Below are 15,202 nucleotides of genomic sequence, written 5' to 3' on the forward strand. Positions count from 1 at the left end.
GGTTGCCGTGGCGTCGGGCGGGTCATGATTTGAGCATGTTTGGTCGCTCGTTTCGCGACACGCCGAGGTTTCGCGGCTCACGGGCCAACGAGTTACCAAACATGCTCAACGCCAGACCAGGGCCGAGCACTCGGGTCGACGCGTTGCCGATATCTGTCCGGCTCTTGACCCTCACACCGTGTGAGGCACCAAGGTGGTGTCCATGACGACGACCCAGCACCTCACGATCGGTGAGTTCTCGTCCCTCAGCCGGATCAGCATCCGGATGCTGAGGCACTACGACGAGCACGGCCTGCTGCGCCCCGACTCGGTGGATCAGGCGACCGGCTACCGCCGCTACCTGCCTGAGCAACTGGCCGACGCGGCGCAGATCCGGCGCCTCCGTGACGTGGGGTTCTCGGTCTCCGCCATTGCCGCCGTGATCGCAACGGCGGACGAGGAAGCCTATCGACGCGCCCTCACCCTGCAGCGTGCCAGCCTGCTGCGTGAGCGCGACGGCGTCGAGGAACGGCTCGTCCTCATCGACCAACTCATCCGTTCTAAGGAGAACGCCATGGACGCCATCACCGTGTCCCACACCACCATCCCCGCCGCCCGCGTCGTCGCACTGCGGGGCGTCATCCCCACCTACACCGACGAAGGGCTGCTCTGGCAGCGCTTCATGCCCGAACTGGGCAGGCAGTCCCTCCGGCCGATCGGCCCCGGCGGCGTGATCGAGCACGACGGCGAGTACCGCGAGTCGGACCCGGACGTGTCAGTGTGGGTGCCCGTCGGCGCCGACGTGACGGTCGAGGAGCCGCTGGAGATCATCGACCTGCCTGAACAGACCGCGGTCGTGGCGACGATCGTCGGCCCCTACTCGTTGATCACCGAGGCGCACTCGCGGATCGCCGAGTACGCGCAGGCTCAAGGCCTGACACTTGCCGACGGCGGTCCAGAGGCCCCCATCGGTGACCGGAACCGCAACCGCTATCTGACCGAGCCGGGCACAGCGGGGGATCCGGTCACCGAGGTGATCATGCCGTTGGCCTGACGGCGACCGGTGCGGGGCGCTCCGGCGCCCCGCGCCCCGCGGGTGACTGTCGATTGAGCCATGAGGGACGCGCAGCGGACTTCATCGGTCACCGTCGATTGAGCCATGAAGGACGCGCAGCGGACTTCATCGGTCGAAATCAACCGGCCACGCTCGCTCAACCCAAGAACCCGCATCGGGCGCCAGAGGGTTTCGACGCAGCAGGCGACTGCGTCGCCGCGGCTGGCATCCGCCGATTGAGCCATGAGAGACGCGCAGCGGACTTCATCGGTCGAAATCAACCGGCCACGCCCACCCGCTCGACCCCAGACCCTGCACCGGGCGCCAGGGGTTTCGACACAGCAGGCATGCCTGCATTGCCGCGGATGCTGTCACCCGCGGCAGGACGGGCGAAGGTCTCCGAACCGGGCGCCAGGGGTTTCGACGCAGCAGCAGGCGACTACGTCGCCGCGGCTGGCTCAACCAGCGAGAACACCGGGCCCCGGAGGGTTTCGACGCAGCAGGCGACTCCGTCGCCGCGGCTGGCTCAACCAGCGAACCCGCCAAGACGCCTGGGGTCTCGACATGGCGGCAGGCGACCCCGTCGACCGGGGCTAGCTCAATCTGCGGCGCGAGCGGCGAGTTCGGAGGCCGCGACCTCGAGCCAGCGCGCCGGGTTGGCCATCGCCGGCTCCGCCCCGCCCGCAAGCACCGTCAGTGACCTGGTCCCGGAGAAGGCCGACACGTCGGCGTCGTCGGCGATCCTGCCCGCGATCAGCGACACAGGCACCCCGGCCGCGGCCGCCTGGTCGGCGACGAAGCCCGGCACCTTGCCCTGGGCCGACTGCGCGTCGAAGCTTCCCTCCCCGGTGATCACCTGGTCAGCCCCGGCGACCGCCTCGGCCAAGCCGATCAACCGGGCGACCTCGGGAGCGCCAGGCACCAACTCCGCCCCCCACGCGAGCAGCGCGAACCCGCTTCCCCCCGCGGCGCCAGCGCCTTCCGCTTCAGCGTCGGCCGGCAGCAGAAGAGCTAGGTGCGCAAGAGCATCGTCCGCCGCGTCGATCTCGCCCTCCCGGAGCCCCTTCTGCGGCCCGAAGACGGCGGCCGCGCCCATCGCGCCGAGCAGCGGGTTCCGCACGTCGCTCAGCACCACAACACCCTCGGGTGGCAGCGTAAGCAGACCGGTGAAGTCCACCTCGACGATGTCTGGAAGGCCGCGCAGGCCGGGGCGGACCTGAAGTCCGTCGCCGCCCAGGAATCGCACGCCCAGCGCCGTGAGCAGGCCGACGCCCCCGTCGGTGGACGACGAGGACCCGATTCCCAGCACCAGCCGACGAACACCGTGCGCGATCGCCGCGGCGATGGCCTGCCCGAACCCGAAGGTGTCGGCGTCGAACGGGGTGCGACGCTCCCCCAGCAGCTCGATGCCGGAGGTGGAGGCGAGTTCGACGACGCCGGTCCCGTCGGGAAGCAGCAACCACGCCGCGTCAATGACAGAGCCCTCTGGGCCCCGGACGGTGAGCGGCATCAGGTGGGAGCCGTCGACCGCCGCAGCGAAGGCGGCCACCGTCCCCTCGCCGCCGTCAGCCATCGGACGAAGCCAGAGGTCGTCGTCGGGGCGGTAAGCGCCCCATCCTGCCGCGATCCTGGCGGCTGCCTCCGCGGCCCCGATGGAGCCCTTGAAGCTGTCGACCGCGACCACGACCCGGCTGCTCATTGGAGGCCTGGGGTCGATTCGCGTACCCGGACGCTCACCGACAACGGCGCCGCGTCCGGGCTCCAGTCGGGGTCGACCGCGGCGCGCAATGCCTCCGACCCGACCGCCTGCAGAGGTACGTGGACCGAGGTCAGGTTAGGCGTGACGTCCCTACTGGCGGGCACGTCGTCGAAGCCTGCAATCGCGATATCGGCCCCCACCGAGCGCCCGGCCTCGCGCAATGCCACCAGCGCCCCGAGCGCCACCACATCGGTGACCCCGAACACCACGGTGCCCTTCTCCACGCCGTCGGCGAGGGCCGCCGCCATTGCGCGGTGTCCCGCCTCGCGGGTCAGCCCGTCCCGGTAGATCCGAGAAACGGAACCGCCCGCCCGTTCGAAGCCCGTGCGGAAGCCCGCGACGCGATCATCGCTCGTCACGATGCCACCGTCGGCGGCGAGCACGATGCTGCGCCGGTAGCCCAGCGCCGCCATCGCGTCACCCAGTGCCTCGGCACCGCCGTGGTTGTCGACGCGCACCGACCTCAGATCGGGGGCCCCTCCTCCGATCGCGACGGCCCGACCTCCGGCGGCCTCCAGCAGGGCCAACTCCGCCTTCAGCTCCGACGGATCGCCGTCGGTCGTGCGCGACGCCGCGAGGATCAGGCCGCGCGGCCGCTGGCCCCGGAGTTCGCGGACAGCCCGGATCTCCCGGCAGGGGTCGCGGTCGGTCATGGCAATGTTGACCATCAGGCCCAGCTCCTCGGCCGCGCTGGCCACCCCGGCGGCGATCTCGCCGAAGTAGGGGTCCGCGATATCGGCCACCAGGAGCGCGACGGTGGCCGAGGTGCCCTTTGCGGTGGCCTGGGCGGAACGGTTGGCGGTATAGCCGAGTTCCGCCGCTGCCGCCTGCACCTTCTCGCGGTACGAGTCTGCGACGGCGCGCGTCGACCCGTTCAGGACGCGGGACGCGGTCGCGAGGGAGACCTGCGCGAGCCGGGCGACGTCGTGCAGGGTGGCGTTTCTGGGCGGTTGACTCACGGCACAGATTCTAGGGGGCCAGGTACGGCTGCACGCTCGTTGCGAAGCTCTGCGTGGTCCGGGCGACCACGTCAGGGAACGGCGCGTCCCACACGGCGGCGTTGAAGATCTCGACCTCCACGTCGCGCGCGTATCCCGTGGCCTCGACTGTCCGTGTGAAGGCGGCGAAGTCGATCACGCCGTCGCCGGGATAGTGACGAGACAGCAGCACGTCCTGCGGCAGCGGCGTGGCCCAATCGCAGACCTGGTAGGTCGCGAGGCGCCCCTCTGCCCCCGCGCGGGCAACCTGCGCGAGCGCGTCAGGATCCCACCACAGGTGGAAGGTGTCGACCGTCACGCCGACGACCTCGGGGGCGAAGTCGCGGCACAGGTCGAGCGCGAGTCTGAGCGTCGGAACGACGCAACGGTCGGAGGCGAACATCGGGTGCAGCGGTTCGACAGCGAGAGTCACGCCCGCCGCCTCGGCTGCGGGGGCCAACTCCTCAAGCGCCGCACGGACCCGGTCGCGGGCCCCGTCCAGGTCGCGGGAGCCATCAGGCAGACCACCCGCCACCAGTACGAGCACGGCCGCGGAGCCGGCGGCCCCCGCCGCTGCGAGGGTCGCAGTCTCGTCGATGGCCCGCCTGTTGTCGTCCAGTGAGGCTCGCCGGGCCGGCCCCTCCGGCAGCGTGAAGAAGCCACCGCGGCAGTAGGTCGACATCCTCAGCCCCGAGTCGCGCAGTTGCCGCGCCGCCGTCTCCAGGCCGACCTCGGCGACCGGCTCACGCCACAGCCCGATCGACTCGATGCCCGCCGACGCCGTCACCTCAAGCGCAGTTGGAAGGTCGGCGTACTTGATGGTCGCCTGGTTGATCGACAGGCGCGGCGTGCCGCTCATCGGCCGATCCCATTGAGGGCAAGCAGACCGTGCCAGCGCTTGGTCGCCAGGTCGGGACGCTCGAGCGCGTTGGCCGCGTTGGCCAGTTCGACGATGCGGGAGAGGCTCGGCAGGCTGCGGGCGCTGTGCAGGCCGCCGACCATCTGGAACGCCGGTTGGTGGCCGTTGAGCCAGGCCAGGAACGCGACGCCGGTCTTGTAGTAGAACGTGGGCGCGGCGAAGATCTGGCGGCTCAGTTCCTCGGTGGGGCCGAGGAGTGCGAGGTACTTGTCTGAGTCCCCCGCGTCAAGGGCCTGGATGGCTGCAGACGCGACCGGTGCGACCGCGGCGAACGCGCCAAGCAGGGCGTCGGAGTGCTGGAGTCGCGCGGTCTCGGAGCGCCCGGGTTGGGTCGCGGAGGGCACGTCGGCCCCGCCGATCAGCCCGACGTAGTTGAAGTCGTCTCCGGTGAACATCCGCACACCCTCCGGCAGCCGCTCCCGGACGGCGACCTCCGACTCGGCGTTCAGGAGGCTCATCTTGACGCCCGCGACATGCGCCGCGTTCTCCTCGATGACCTCCAGCAGCACGTCCGCTGCGGCCCGCCACCCGTCGTTCGCGTCACCCGTGAAGTAGCCGGCGAGTTGGGGGTCGAAGGCCGTGCCAAGCCAGTGGAGCACGACGGGTCGGGTCGCGGAGGTGAGCACCTCGCGGTAGACGCTGCGGTAGTCCTCCGCGGTGGCGGCCGCCCTGGCGAGGTGGCGGCTGGCCATCATGACGGGCCCCGCGCCCTGCTCCTCCGCGAAGTGGAGTTGGGACTTGTAGGCATCAACGATCTGGGCGAGCGTGAGCGAGGCGTCCTCAATGTGGTCGGTGTTGACGCCGACGACGACGTCCGCGCCCTCCTCGCGCGCCGTCTGCGCCGACCGGGCGATCAACTCGCGGGTCGCCGCGGCGTCGAGCCCCATGTTGCGCTGCGCGGTGTCCATCGCGTCGGCGACCCCGAGCCCCCAGGAGTAGACGTGCCTGCGGAACGCGAGCGTCGCATCCCAGTCGATCTCGGCCGGTCGACCGGGCGTGTTGTCCGCCCATGAGAGCGGCACCACATGCGCGGCGGCGTAGGCGGTTCGGGTGACCAAGGGCCCGTCGGGTCGCCGGATCTGGGGCGCCGGCGCAATGGCGACGCTGCGGGTCGCGCCGTCGCCGTCGAGCAGGGTGAAAGAGCCCATCACAGCCCCAACTCGGCCAGCTCGACCTTGCGGCCCTCGCGAGCCGACTCGAGCCCGGCCTCGGCGAGTTGGACGCCCCGGGCGCCCGCGAGCAGGTCGAAGGGGTAGTCGGTGCCCAGCACGTAGGACTCCAGGAACTCGTGCCACTGCTGGCGGAAGCCGTTGCGGAACACGTCGTTGGTCGGCACCTCGGCCCAGTCGGCCGCGTAGTCGTGCTCGTCGGCCAGGTCGAGGTTCCAGACTGGCTTGGGTGTGAGGTTGCGGCCCTGCAGCTTGGCGCCGAACAGGCCGACGACCGCGGAGCCGTGCGTGCCGTCGACGTGGAACTCGACGAGCTCGTCGCGGTTGACGCGGACGGTCCAGCTCGAGTTGATCTGGGCCACGATGTCGCCGTCGAGCTCGAAGATGCCGTAAGCGGCGTCCTCTGCGGTGGCCCTGTAGGGCGTGCCGTTCTCGTCCCAGCGGTCCGGGATGTGGGTGGAGGCCTGCGCGTAGACCGACCGGACGGGGCCGAAGAGGTTCTCGAGGATGTAGTTCCAGTGCGGGAACATGTCGACGATGATGCCGCCGCCGTCCTCGGTGCGGTAGTTCCAGCTCGGGCGCTGCGCCGGCTGCCAATCGCCCTCGAACACCCAGTAGCCGAACTCGCCCCGAACCGAGAGGATCCGGCCGAAGAAGCCGGACTCGATCAGGCGGCGCAGCTTCTGCAGGCCGGGCAGGTACAGCTTGTCGTGCACCACGCCGGTCTTGACTCCCGCCTCGGACGCGAGCCGCGCCAACTCGAGCGCCTCGTCGACGGACTCGGCGGTCGGCTTCTCGGTGTAGATGGTCTTGCCCGCCGCAATGGCCTTGCGCAACGCTGTGGCGCGGGCCTTGGTGACGAGGAAGTCGGCGTAGATCTCCCACTGGGGGTCGGCGAGGGCGGCGTCCAGGTCGGTGGTGTAGTCGGCGATCCCGTGGCGCTGCGCGATCTCGGCCAGCTTGGCCTCGCTGCGCCCCACCAGCAACGGCCTCACCGTGATGCGGGAGCCGTCGGACAGCTCGATGCCTCCCTCGTCGCGGATCGCCAGGATCGAACGCAGCAGGTGCTGCCGGTAGCCCATCCGGCCGGAGACGCCGTTCATGATGATGCCGATCTCGCGGGGGCTCGCTGTCGTAGATGCCACGCCTGTTCCTTTGGTTTCACAACGATGGGTAAACGCTTTCCCGTATCGTTGCACAGGCTTCCACAGTTGGCAAGGAGGGTTCCCTGGCAGATGGGCGCCCAATGCGACGTCCGCGACAAGGAGCCACCCCCTGACCACTGCCGCGCACGCCCACGCTCCGGGCACGCCGATCGCCCCGCGCACCACGGGTCGCGGGGGCGATCGAGGGGTGAGGCTAAGCGCAGCCCTCGGGGCCGCAGGCGTCGCCGGATTCGCCGTCGACGGTGATCAGCCCTGGCTTCTGCTCGGCAAGCGCGGTGTTGAGCACCTGCAGGAACAGTTCGGTCGGCTGGGCGCCGGAGACGCCGTACTTCTCGTCGACGACGAAGAACGGCACGCCGCGCACGCCGAGTTGGGCCGCGGTGCGGATGTCGTCCTCGACTGCGCGGTCAAGTTCCTCGGAGTCGAGGGCATCGCGCGCGGCGACCTCGTCCAGGCCTGCCTCGGTCGCGAGCCGGACGAGGACGTCACGGTCGCCGGTATCGAGGCCCTTCTCGAAGTGCGCGGAGAGCAGCGACTCCTTCAGGGCGTCGGTCCGAGAGCCCGAGTCGAGCGCGTCGGCCCGCTTGGCCGCCTGCAGGACGCGGTGCGCACGGCGCGAGTTCGCGACCACGAGGCTCGGGAAGTCGTAGTGCAGCCCTTCGCCCTCAGCGTTCAGCCGCACCTGCTCCACCATCTGCTCGACCGCTTCGCGCGGCATCCCCTTCGTCTCGACGAGGTAGGCGATCTCGTCGCGATCCGAGTGCTCGGGCAGCGTCGGGTCGAGTTGGAAGCTGCGCCAGGTCACCTTGACCTGGTCGCGCTGGGGAAACTCCTCCAGCGCCCTCTCAAAGCGGCGCTTGCCGATGAAGCACCAGGGGCAGGCGATGTCGGACCAGATCTGAATGTCGATGCTCACACCTTGATTGAACCATGAACTACCAAGGACCGGGCTGGTGGAAGAATCAGCCCGTGCGCTACATCCTGTTTCCCGGCCGGCACCACCTGATCACGGCCTTCCAACTCCGCCACCTCGCCGCCCTGGTGGCCACCAACGACGGCGCTGAGGTGGTCTGGGCGATCACCAGCGCCGATCACGGCGGCACCCAGCGCAACCCGATCCAGGGCGAGCGCAGGCTAGGGCTCGTCGAGGCGGTCACCGCGGGCGCGGACCTCCCGTCGCTCACCTTCCTGATCGGCAACCGGCGCCCGAAGCCCGACTTCGCGCACTACGTCATCGAGGAGATCCGCACCCAGACCGGCGGCCGGGTCGCGATGTCGCCCGAGAACACCCTCGTCGCCTGCTCGACGCCCGAGGTGGCCGACGGCTACCGGGCGCTCGGCTACGCCATCGACCCCGTCGAGCTTGGCACCGACGAGACACGGCCCTGGCAGGTGGTCGAGGCCCTCATCGACGCGGGCGACGGCTGGGCGGACCGGGTCGCGTCGACCATGGCGCCGGGAGCCGTCGACTACTACCGCCGCTACGGGCTGGCCGCCGCCATCCAGTCGATCTACGCCGACCCGCTGATCGACTCCGACGACGGCGACATCACCGTCACCCGCGACTACGCCACGTACCGGGCCGCCTTCGAGAACAACGCGTGGCGGAAGGTCACCGAATTCTCCGACGCCGTCCGCCCCGGTCGGATCGTCGACGTCGGCTGCGCGACAGGCCAGACGATCAAGCTGCTGAGCGAACTTCCCGAGCTGTTCGAGTCCGACTTCTACGGCGTCGAGGTCGCCCGGCCGCTGTACGAGATCTGCGAGCAGCGCCGCTCCAACGGCGAGTTCGGAGACGCCAACGTCTTCTTCCACCAACGCAACATCATGCAGACGCAACTGTTCGATGACGACTCGCTCGACACCGTGATCTCGATGGCGTTGACGCATGAGATCGAGTCCTACCTCGGCCGCGACGAGCTGCTCGAGTTCTGCTCGCGGGTGTATTCGATGCTCCGCCCCGGGGGCGTCTGGATCAACTACGACGTCGTCGGGCCGGACGGTCGCGAGGACCTGGTGCTCGCCGAACTCACCGACGACGACGGCGCCGCCGAGGGCGACCTGAAGGACCTGTCGACGCGGGCACGGTTCGAGCGGTTCGTCCACGACTTCCGCCGGGAGGAGGGCGATGGCATCAGCTACGAGCCGGTAGAGGTGGACGGCAGGAGCCTTGTCCGGCTGACCAGGGGCGCGCTGTACGAGTTCCTCGCCAAGAAGGACTACGTGGACTCCTGGTTCTCGGAGGCCCACGAGGCGTTCTGCTTCTTCTCCCCCTCTGAGTGGGTCGCGCTGCTTGAGGCCAACGGCTTCGTGATGACGCGCGACACCCGCGGAATCCAGAACCCCTGGCTGATCGAGAACCGCTTCGCGCCCGCCGTGAGCGTCTTCGTGCAGGACGCCGACGGGGCGCTCATCCCCGATGACTGGTCGTGGACCAACGTCCTTCTGGTGGCCGAGAAGCCCGCCGACTGACTGTCTTCACGGTTCCGGACCGACTGAGGCACGGTGCAGCTTCGACCATCACGGTCGTGACGATATGGCGCGCCCGACACCCGCCGACTGAGCCTTGAAGGACGCGCAGCGGACTTGAACGGTCACCGCCGATTGAGCCATGAAGGACGCGCAGCGGACTTCATCGGTCGAAATCAACGCGACGACACCGCCCAACCGATTCCAGAGCCTGCACCGGGCGCCAGAGGTTTCGACACAGCAGCAGGCGACTACATCGCCGCGGGCTGGCTCAACCAGCGAAACCACCGGGCGCCAGGGGTTTCGACACAGCAGCGGGCGACTGCGTCGCCGCGGCTGGCTCAACCAGCGAACACACCGGGCGCGAGAGGTTATCACGCACCGGCGGGCGACTGTGTCGCCGCGGCTGGCCCAACCAGCAGCCCGCCGTGTCGTCGCGGCTGGCTGGACCAGCAGGTCACGGTAAACTTGCCGACCGTGACGCTCAAGCTCTATGACACCGCGACTCGCTCAGTGCGCGAGTTCGTCCCCCTGCGCGAGGACGAGGTGTCGATCTACCACTGCGGCCTCACCGTCCAGGCGTCCCCGCACCTCGGTCACATCCGCAAGGAGGTCGTCTTCGACGTCCTGCGCCGCTGGCTCCAGTACAAGGGCCTCCGGGTCAAGGTGGTGGCCAACGTCACCGACATCGACGACAAGATCCTCACCAAGTCGGCGGAGAACGGCGAGGACTGGTTCGCGCTGGCCTACCGGTTCGAGCGTGAACTCCACGACGCCTACGCATCGCTCGGCTGCATCCCGCCGACCTACGAGCCCCGCGCGACCGGCCACGTACCCGAGATGCTCGAACTCACCCAGGAACTGATCGACGCGGGCCACGCCTACGTCGCACCCGACGGCTCCGGCGACGTGTACTTCGACGTGATGAGCTGGCCGCGCTACGGCGAGCTGAGCGGCATGAAGGTCGACGAGATGGAGCCCGCCGCCGACGCCGACCCGCGCGGCAAGCGCGACCCCCGCGACTTCGCCCTGTGGAAGGGCCACAAGCAGGGCGAACCGGAGACGGCGTCCTGGCCGTCCCCCTGGGGACGCGGTCGCCCCGGCTGGCACCTCGAGTGCTCGGCGATGGCGGGCAAGTATCTGGGCGACACCTTCGACATCCACGGCGGCGGCATCGACCTGCGGTTCCCCCACCACGAGAACGAACTGGCCCAGTCCGCGGCGGCCGGGCGCGGCTTCGCGCGCTACTGGATGCACAACGCCTGGGTGACCATGGCAGGCGAGAAGATGAGCAAGTCGCTCGGCAACACCGCGCTCGTCTCCGAGGTCACGAAGGCCTACAACCCGCGCGCCGTCCGCTTCTTCCTGCTCAGCCCCCACTACCGCTCGACCATCGAGTTCTCCCCCGCCGACGAGGGCACCCGGGGTTCCCTCTCCGAGGCAGAGAAGGCGATCGAGCGCATCGACTCGTTCCTGAAGCGAGGGCTCGAACTCGCCGCCCCAACGACTTCGTCGCCTATGCCCCGATGGACAACCCGCGGTTCGCCGCCTTCGCCAAGGCGATGGACGACGACCTCGGCACACCCGCCGCCGTCGCGGCGCTGTTCGAGGCCATCCGGACCGGCAATCAGGCGATCGCGAACGCCGACAAGAAGGCGGTCCTCGACGAGGTACTGGCCGTCGCCTCGATGCTCGACGTCCTCGGCCTCAACCCCGGCGCGCGCGAGTGGGCCGACCGTGACGCAGGCAGCGACCTCACCCCCGTCGTCGACGGCCTCGTCGGCGCCCTCCTCGAGCAGCGGGCCGCCGCCCGGGCCGCGAAGGACTGGGCCGCCGCCGACGCCATCCGCGACACCCTGGCCGCAACCGGCCTGAAGATCACCGACACCCCTGACGGTGCCACATGGAGCCTGGAGAAGTAATGGCCGGCAATTCATCGCGCCGAGGCGCAACAAGCAAGGGCAAGGGAAAGGCGGCCGGTTCCGGCGGCCGGATCCGCAAGTCCCTCGAGGGCCGCGGCCCCACACCGAGGGCGGAGGACCGCGTCTACCACAAGGCCTACAAAGCCAAGAAGGCCGCGCAGAAGCACCAGTCGACGCCGCGCAAGCCCGCCCGCGGGCCGGTGGGCGCCGACTGGGTCGTCGGGCGCAACCCCGTCTTCGAGGCCATGATGGCGGGGCTTCCCGTCAAGCAGGCGTACGTGGCAGAGGGCGCCGAGCGTGACGACCGGCTCCGCGACATCCTGAAGTTCGCCGCGGAGAACTCCGTCCCGCTGCTCCAGGTGACCCGCGCCGAACTGGACCGCGTCACCGGGGGCCTGGTGCACCAGGGCGTCGCGCTGCAACTGCCCGCCTATGAGTACGCCGATGTCGAGGACGTGCTCGCCGACGCGCTGGATGGCGACGGCATCGTCGTCGCGCTGGACGGGATCACCGACCCGCGCAACCTCGGCGCGATCATCCGCTCGGCCGCCGCGTTCGGTGCGACCGGCATCGTCATCCCGTCGCGCCGTTCCGCGTCGATGACCGCCGCCGCGTGGAAGACCTCCGCGGGGGCGGCCGCCCGGCTGCCGATCGCGATGGCCACCAACCTGAACCGGGCGCTCGAGCAGGCGTCGAAGATGGGCTTCACCATCGTGGGGCTCGCGGGCGAGGGAGAGGTCCCCGTCGCGGGCGCCCCAGGCATCGACGGCCCACTGGTGATCGTGGTCGGCTCGGAGGACGAGGGCCTTGCGCGCCTGGTTCGGGAGCACTGCGACGCCCTGATCTCGATCCCCATCGCCAGCGGTGTGGAGTCGCTCAACGCCTCGGTGGCCGCGGCGATCACGCTGTACGAGGTCGCGCAGCAGCGCGCTAACGTTCCATCGGAGTGAACTTCAGCCGGAACATCACCTGCTGAGGGGCGCCGATAAACTGCGCGGCGACGTCGGGATGGTCGGTGTAGCGCGCCACCATCCGGCCGACGGGATTGCAGGTGAGCCTCGCCTCCGTGTCGCCGTCCGGGATGCTCCACGTGACGTCGAGCGTCTTCGACTCCCGCTGGATCTGTTCCGTGGTGATGCCGCCCTCGAGGGGCTGCGCCTCGATGGGCGTTGAGGTGCCCGCCTGGTAGACGAAGGACCGCGGCACGTCGAGCGTCAGGATGATGGCGGGCGTGGCAGGGGTGAACGTCACGAGGGCGTTCATCTTCACGTAGAGCCACTGCGATCCGTCCGGGGCCCAGCCCTCGGTGGTCAGCCACGGCACCAGCCCTCCCCCGGCGTCGGGCTTGAGGCCGAGCCGGAAGTTCGAGCGCTGCACCTGGTCGTTGACCTTGTCAGTCTGGATGTCTCGGCGAAGCACCGCCGAGGTTTCGCTGACGCCGATCGTGACCCGCTCGCGGAAGCCACGGGTCGCTGCCCAGTCCGCGTCGACCTCGGGAGCGCCGGTCCGCAGGTCGACGCGCACCGTCTTCCCCTCGTCCCTGACGGCGAGCTTGACGCTCTCGCCCTGACGGACACACAGGATCACCAGCGCCCACGGCCGCGCGTAGCCCTCCGCGGGGCTGAACACGCCGAAGGGGGCGGTGAGCGGCAGCTTGATCGCCTCGTTGACCTCGATGGCGACCTGCGCGACGTGCTCCCCGCCGTCCTTGCCTCCATCCCCGAAGACGGGGCTGCCCGCCTCCATGGTGAAGGCCACCAGTTCGTGACCCTCCGGCGCCCGGATGGGGGTGGGTTCACGCACCTGGCGGCTGGTCTTTGCCCCGAGTTCTGCGCCGACGAACGTCCGGTCGAGCCTGGCGTCGAAGTGGGGGGTCGAGACCCACTGCGACGACATGGCGCCCTCGTCGAGGGTCCTGGCGTCGGAGTCGGGCGACTGCGCAAAGTAGTCCGGCCTGACCTCCTTGCCCGCGGCGCCCGACTCCTCGCCGTCCGGGTTCGCCTCCGTCGACTCCCAGACGATCGGGCTGAACGAGCAACCGGTCAGTCCGGACACGGCAAGCAGCGCGAGGGCGGAACGTCTGGTCAGTGGCACGCAGTCAGGGTAGTTCATCGGCTGCCCACGGCCCACGACAGAGGCGGGCGCCAAGGGCGCTCCGGGATAAGGTGTCTACATCCCGTCCTATCTGAGGAGAACTGTGAGCGATCTCGAGTCGATCTCGTCTGCGTATCAGACCTTGTTCAGCATGATTGAGGCCGTCGAACCGCGGGTCGCCGCGGCCACCCGGCAGGAACTCACCGACCAGCGCAACTCGCTGAAGCTGATCGCGTCGGAGAACTACGCGAGCCTTCCTGTGCTGGCCACCATGGGCACCTGGATGAGCGACAAGTACGCCGAGGGCACCGTCGGGCACCGCTTCTACGCCGGGTGCCAGAACGTCGACACCGTCGAGTCGGTCGCCGCCGAGCACGCCCGCGAACTGTTCGGCGCCGAGTACGCCTACGTTCAGCCCCACTCCGGCATCGACGCGAACCTGACCGCCTACTGGGCGATCCTCGCGCACAAGATCGAGTCGCCCGCGCTCGCCGAGTTCGGCGTCAAGGGCGTCGCGGAACTGAGCGAGGCCGACTGGGAGAATCTGCGTCGCCGCTTCGGTGAGCAGCGCCTCCTCGGCATGTCGCTGGATGCGGGCGGCCACCTGACGCACGGCTTCCGCCCGAACGTGTCGGGCAAGATGTTCCACCAGCGCTCCTACGGCACCAACCCGGAGACGCAACTCCTCGACTACGACGCGCTCGCCGAGCAGGCGCGCGAGTTCAAGCCGCTTGTCATCGTCGCCGGCTACTCCGCCTACCCACGTCGCGTGAACTTCGCCAAGATGCGCGAGATCGCCGACGAGGTGGGCGCGGTGCTGATGGTCGACATGGCGCACTTCGCTGGCCTCGTCGCAGGCAAGGTGTTCACCGGCGACGAGGACCCGGTGCCGCACGCCGACGTCGTCACCACCACGACGCACAAGTCGCTGCGCGGCCCGCGCGGCGGCATGATCCTGGCGACCGGCGAGTACGCGCCCTCCGTCGACCGTGGCTGCCCGCTCGTGCTCGGGGGCCCGCTCGCCAACGTGATGGCCGCCAAGGCGGTCGCCCTGGCCGAGGCCCGCACCGCGGCCTTCCAGACCTACGCGCAGAACGTCGCCGAAAACGCCAAGGCGCTCGCAGAGGGCCTCCTGAACCGCGACGCGACGCTCGTCACCGGCGGCACCGACAACCACCTGGTGCTGCTCGACGTCCGCAACTTCGGCCTCACCGGACGGCAGGCCGAGTCGGCCCTGCTCGACGCGGGCATCGTCACCAACCGCAACGCGGTGCCCAACGATCCCAACGGCGCCTGGTACACCACCGGCGTTCGGCTCGGCACCCCGCGCTGACAAGCCGCGGCTTCACCGCCTCGGACATGGACGCGGTCGCCGACATGATCGTTTCGGTGCTCAAGTCGACCACGCCGGCGACGACGGCCGCTGGCAAGCCAGGCAAGGCCAAGTACGACCTCACCGACGATGCCCGCGACGCGTCGCAGGCCGAGGCCAAGCGCCTGCTCGACCTGCACCCGCTGTACCCGGGCCTCGAGCTCTGATTCTGAGGTGAAATGAGGGGGCGGCCGGTTGGCCGCCCCTCTTTCGTTTGTGGTCGGTTTGACCTGCGTGTGGTCGGGTTGAGCGTTGAGCAGCATTGCGGGTTCGTTGCCAACCCAACCGGCGACACGCCTGCGCTTGGCGCCTGAGCTGCGAT

At 69.6% G+C, this 15,202-nt stretch carries 10 protein-coding genes and 2 pseudogenes; 5 read left to right on the forward strand and 7 right to left on the reverse strand.

What is annotated here, in order from left to right; translation table 11 throughout:
- The first annotated feature begins 202 nt into the window (after window positions 1-202).
- Window positions 203-1,033 carry a MerR family transcriptional regulator gene (locus BW730_RS11725; RefSeq protein WP_077686395.1) on the forward strand — a complete coding sequence of 277 codons (831 nt, stop codon included), beginning with the start codon at window positions 203-205 and terminating at the stop codon, window positions 1,031-1,033.
- Between the two features lie 598 nt (window positions 1,034-1,631).
- Here the strand turns inward: BW730_RS11725 and BW730_RS11730 are convergent.
- The 6 genes from BW730_RS11730 to BW730_RS11755 form a co-directional block, all read right to left on the reverse strand.
- On the reverse strand, window positions 1,632-2,732 hold the full coding sequence (locus BW730_RS11730; protein ID WP_077686396.1) for a glycerate kinase: 1,101 nt from the start codon (window positions 2,730-2,732) through the stop codon (window positions 1,632-1,634).
- Window positions 2,729-3,751, reverse strand: coding sequence for a LacI family DNA-binding transcriptional regulator (locus BW730_RS11735; protein WP_226996760.1), 1,023 nt, complete (start codon window positions 3,749-3,751; stop codon window positions 2,729-2,731). Before BW730_RS11735 ends, BW730_RS11730 begins: the two co-directional genes overlap by 4 nt.
- Before the next feature lie 10 nt (window positions 3,752-3,761).
- Entirely contained in the window at window positions 3,762-4,628 is an 867-nt protein-coding gene (locus BW730_RS11740; RefSeq protein WP_077686398.1) for a sugar phosphate isomerase/epimerase family protein, read from the reverse strand.
- Window positions 4,625-5,836: a DUF993 family protein gene (locus BW730_RS11745; protein WP_077686399.1), complete on the reverse strand. Its 1,212-nt coding sequence runs from the start codon at window positions 5,834-5,836 to the stop codon at window positions 4,625-4,627. The genes BW730_RS11740 and BW730_RS11745 overlap by 4 nt, the downstream gene beginning before the upstream one ends.
- A complete protein-coding gene (locus BW730_RS11750) occupies window positions 5,836-7,002 on the reverse strand; it encodes a Gfo/Idh/MocA family protein (RefSeq protein ID WP_226996762.1) in 1,167 nt (388 codons plus the stop codon). The genes BW730_RS11745 and BW730_RS11750 overlap by 1 nt, the downstream gene beginning before the upstream one ends.
- Window positions 7,003-7,216: 214 nt before the next feature.
- A complete protein-coding gene (locus BW730_RS11755) occupies window positions 7,217-7,939 on the reverse strand; it encodes a DsbA family oxidoreductase (protein ID WP_226996764.1) in 723 nt (240 codons plus the stop codon).
- A 53-nt stretch (window positions 7,940-7,992) separates the two neighbouring features.
- Between BW730_RS11755 and BW730_RS11760 the strand changes: the two genes are divergently transcribed.
- From BW730_RS11760 to rlmB, 3 genes and pseudogenes are all read left to right on the forward strand, one after another.
- Window positions 7,993-9,495 (forward strand): class I SAM-dependent methyltransferase, encoded by a 1,503-nt coding sequence (locus tag BW730_RS11760; protein WP_158522634.1) that lies wholly within the window; start codon window positions 7,993-7,995, stop codon window positions 9,493-9,495.
- A gap of 474 nt (window positions 9,496-9,969) precedes the next feature.
- A pseudogene (gene cysS, locus BW730_RS11765) lies at window positions 9,970-11,414 on the forward strand (cysteine--tRNA ligase).
- Window positions 11,414-12,364, forward strand: coding sequence for a 23S rRNA (guanosine(2251)-2'-O)-methyltransferase RlmB (gene rlmB, locus BW730_RS11770; protein ID WP_077686401.1), 951 nt, complete (start codon window positions 11,414-11,416; stop codon window positions 12,362-12,364). Before cysS ends, rlmB begins: the two are co-directional and overlap by 1 nt.
- Here rlmB and BW730_RS11775 read toward each other — a convergent pair.
- Window positions 12,345-13,508, reverse strand: a complete 1,164-nt coding sequence (locus BW730_RS11775) for a hypothetical protein (RefSeq protein WP_145952831.1) — start codon at window positions 13,506-13,508, stop codon at window positions 12,345-12,347. The genes rlmB and BW730_RS11775 overlap by 20 nt on opposite strands.
- Window positions 13,509-13,587: 79 nt before the next feature.
- Between BW730_RS11775 and BW730_RS11780 the strand changes: the two are divergent.
- Window positions 13,588-15,047 (forward strand): annotated as a pseudogene (locus BW730_RS11780) (glycine hydroxymethyltransferase).
- Window positions 15,048-15,202: the final 155 nt, after the last annotated feature.

It is taken from the genome of Tessaracoccus aquimaris (assembly GCF_001997345.1).
Taxonomy (GTDB): domain Bacteria; phylum Actinomycetota; class Actinomycetes; order Propionibacteriales; family Propionibacteriaceae; genus Arachnia; species Arachnia aquimaris.

Bases quoted from the DNA above. Each gene is read 5' to 3' on its own strand.
- BW730_RS11740 (WP_077686398.1), bottom strand. From the start codon at position 4,628: ATGAGCGGCACGCCGCGCCTGTCGATCAACCAGGCGACCATCAAGTAC.
- BW730_RS11730 (WP_077686396.1), bottom strand. From the start codon at position 2,732: ATGAGCAGCCGGGTCGTGGTCGCGGTCGACAGCTTCAAGGGCTCCATC.
- BW730_RS11725 (WP_077686395.1), top strand. From the start codon at position 203: ATGACGACGACCCAGCACCTCACGATCGGTGAGTTCTCGTCCCTCAGC.
- BW730_RS11745 (WP_077686399.1), bottom strand. From the start codon at position 5,836: ATGGGCTCTTTCACCCTGCTCGACGGCGACGGCGCGACCCGCAGCGTC.
- rlmB (WP_077686401.1), top strand. From the start codon at position 11,414: ATGGCCGGCAATTCATCGCGCCGAGGCGCAACAAGCAAGGGCAAGGGA.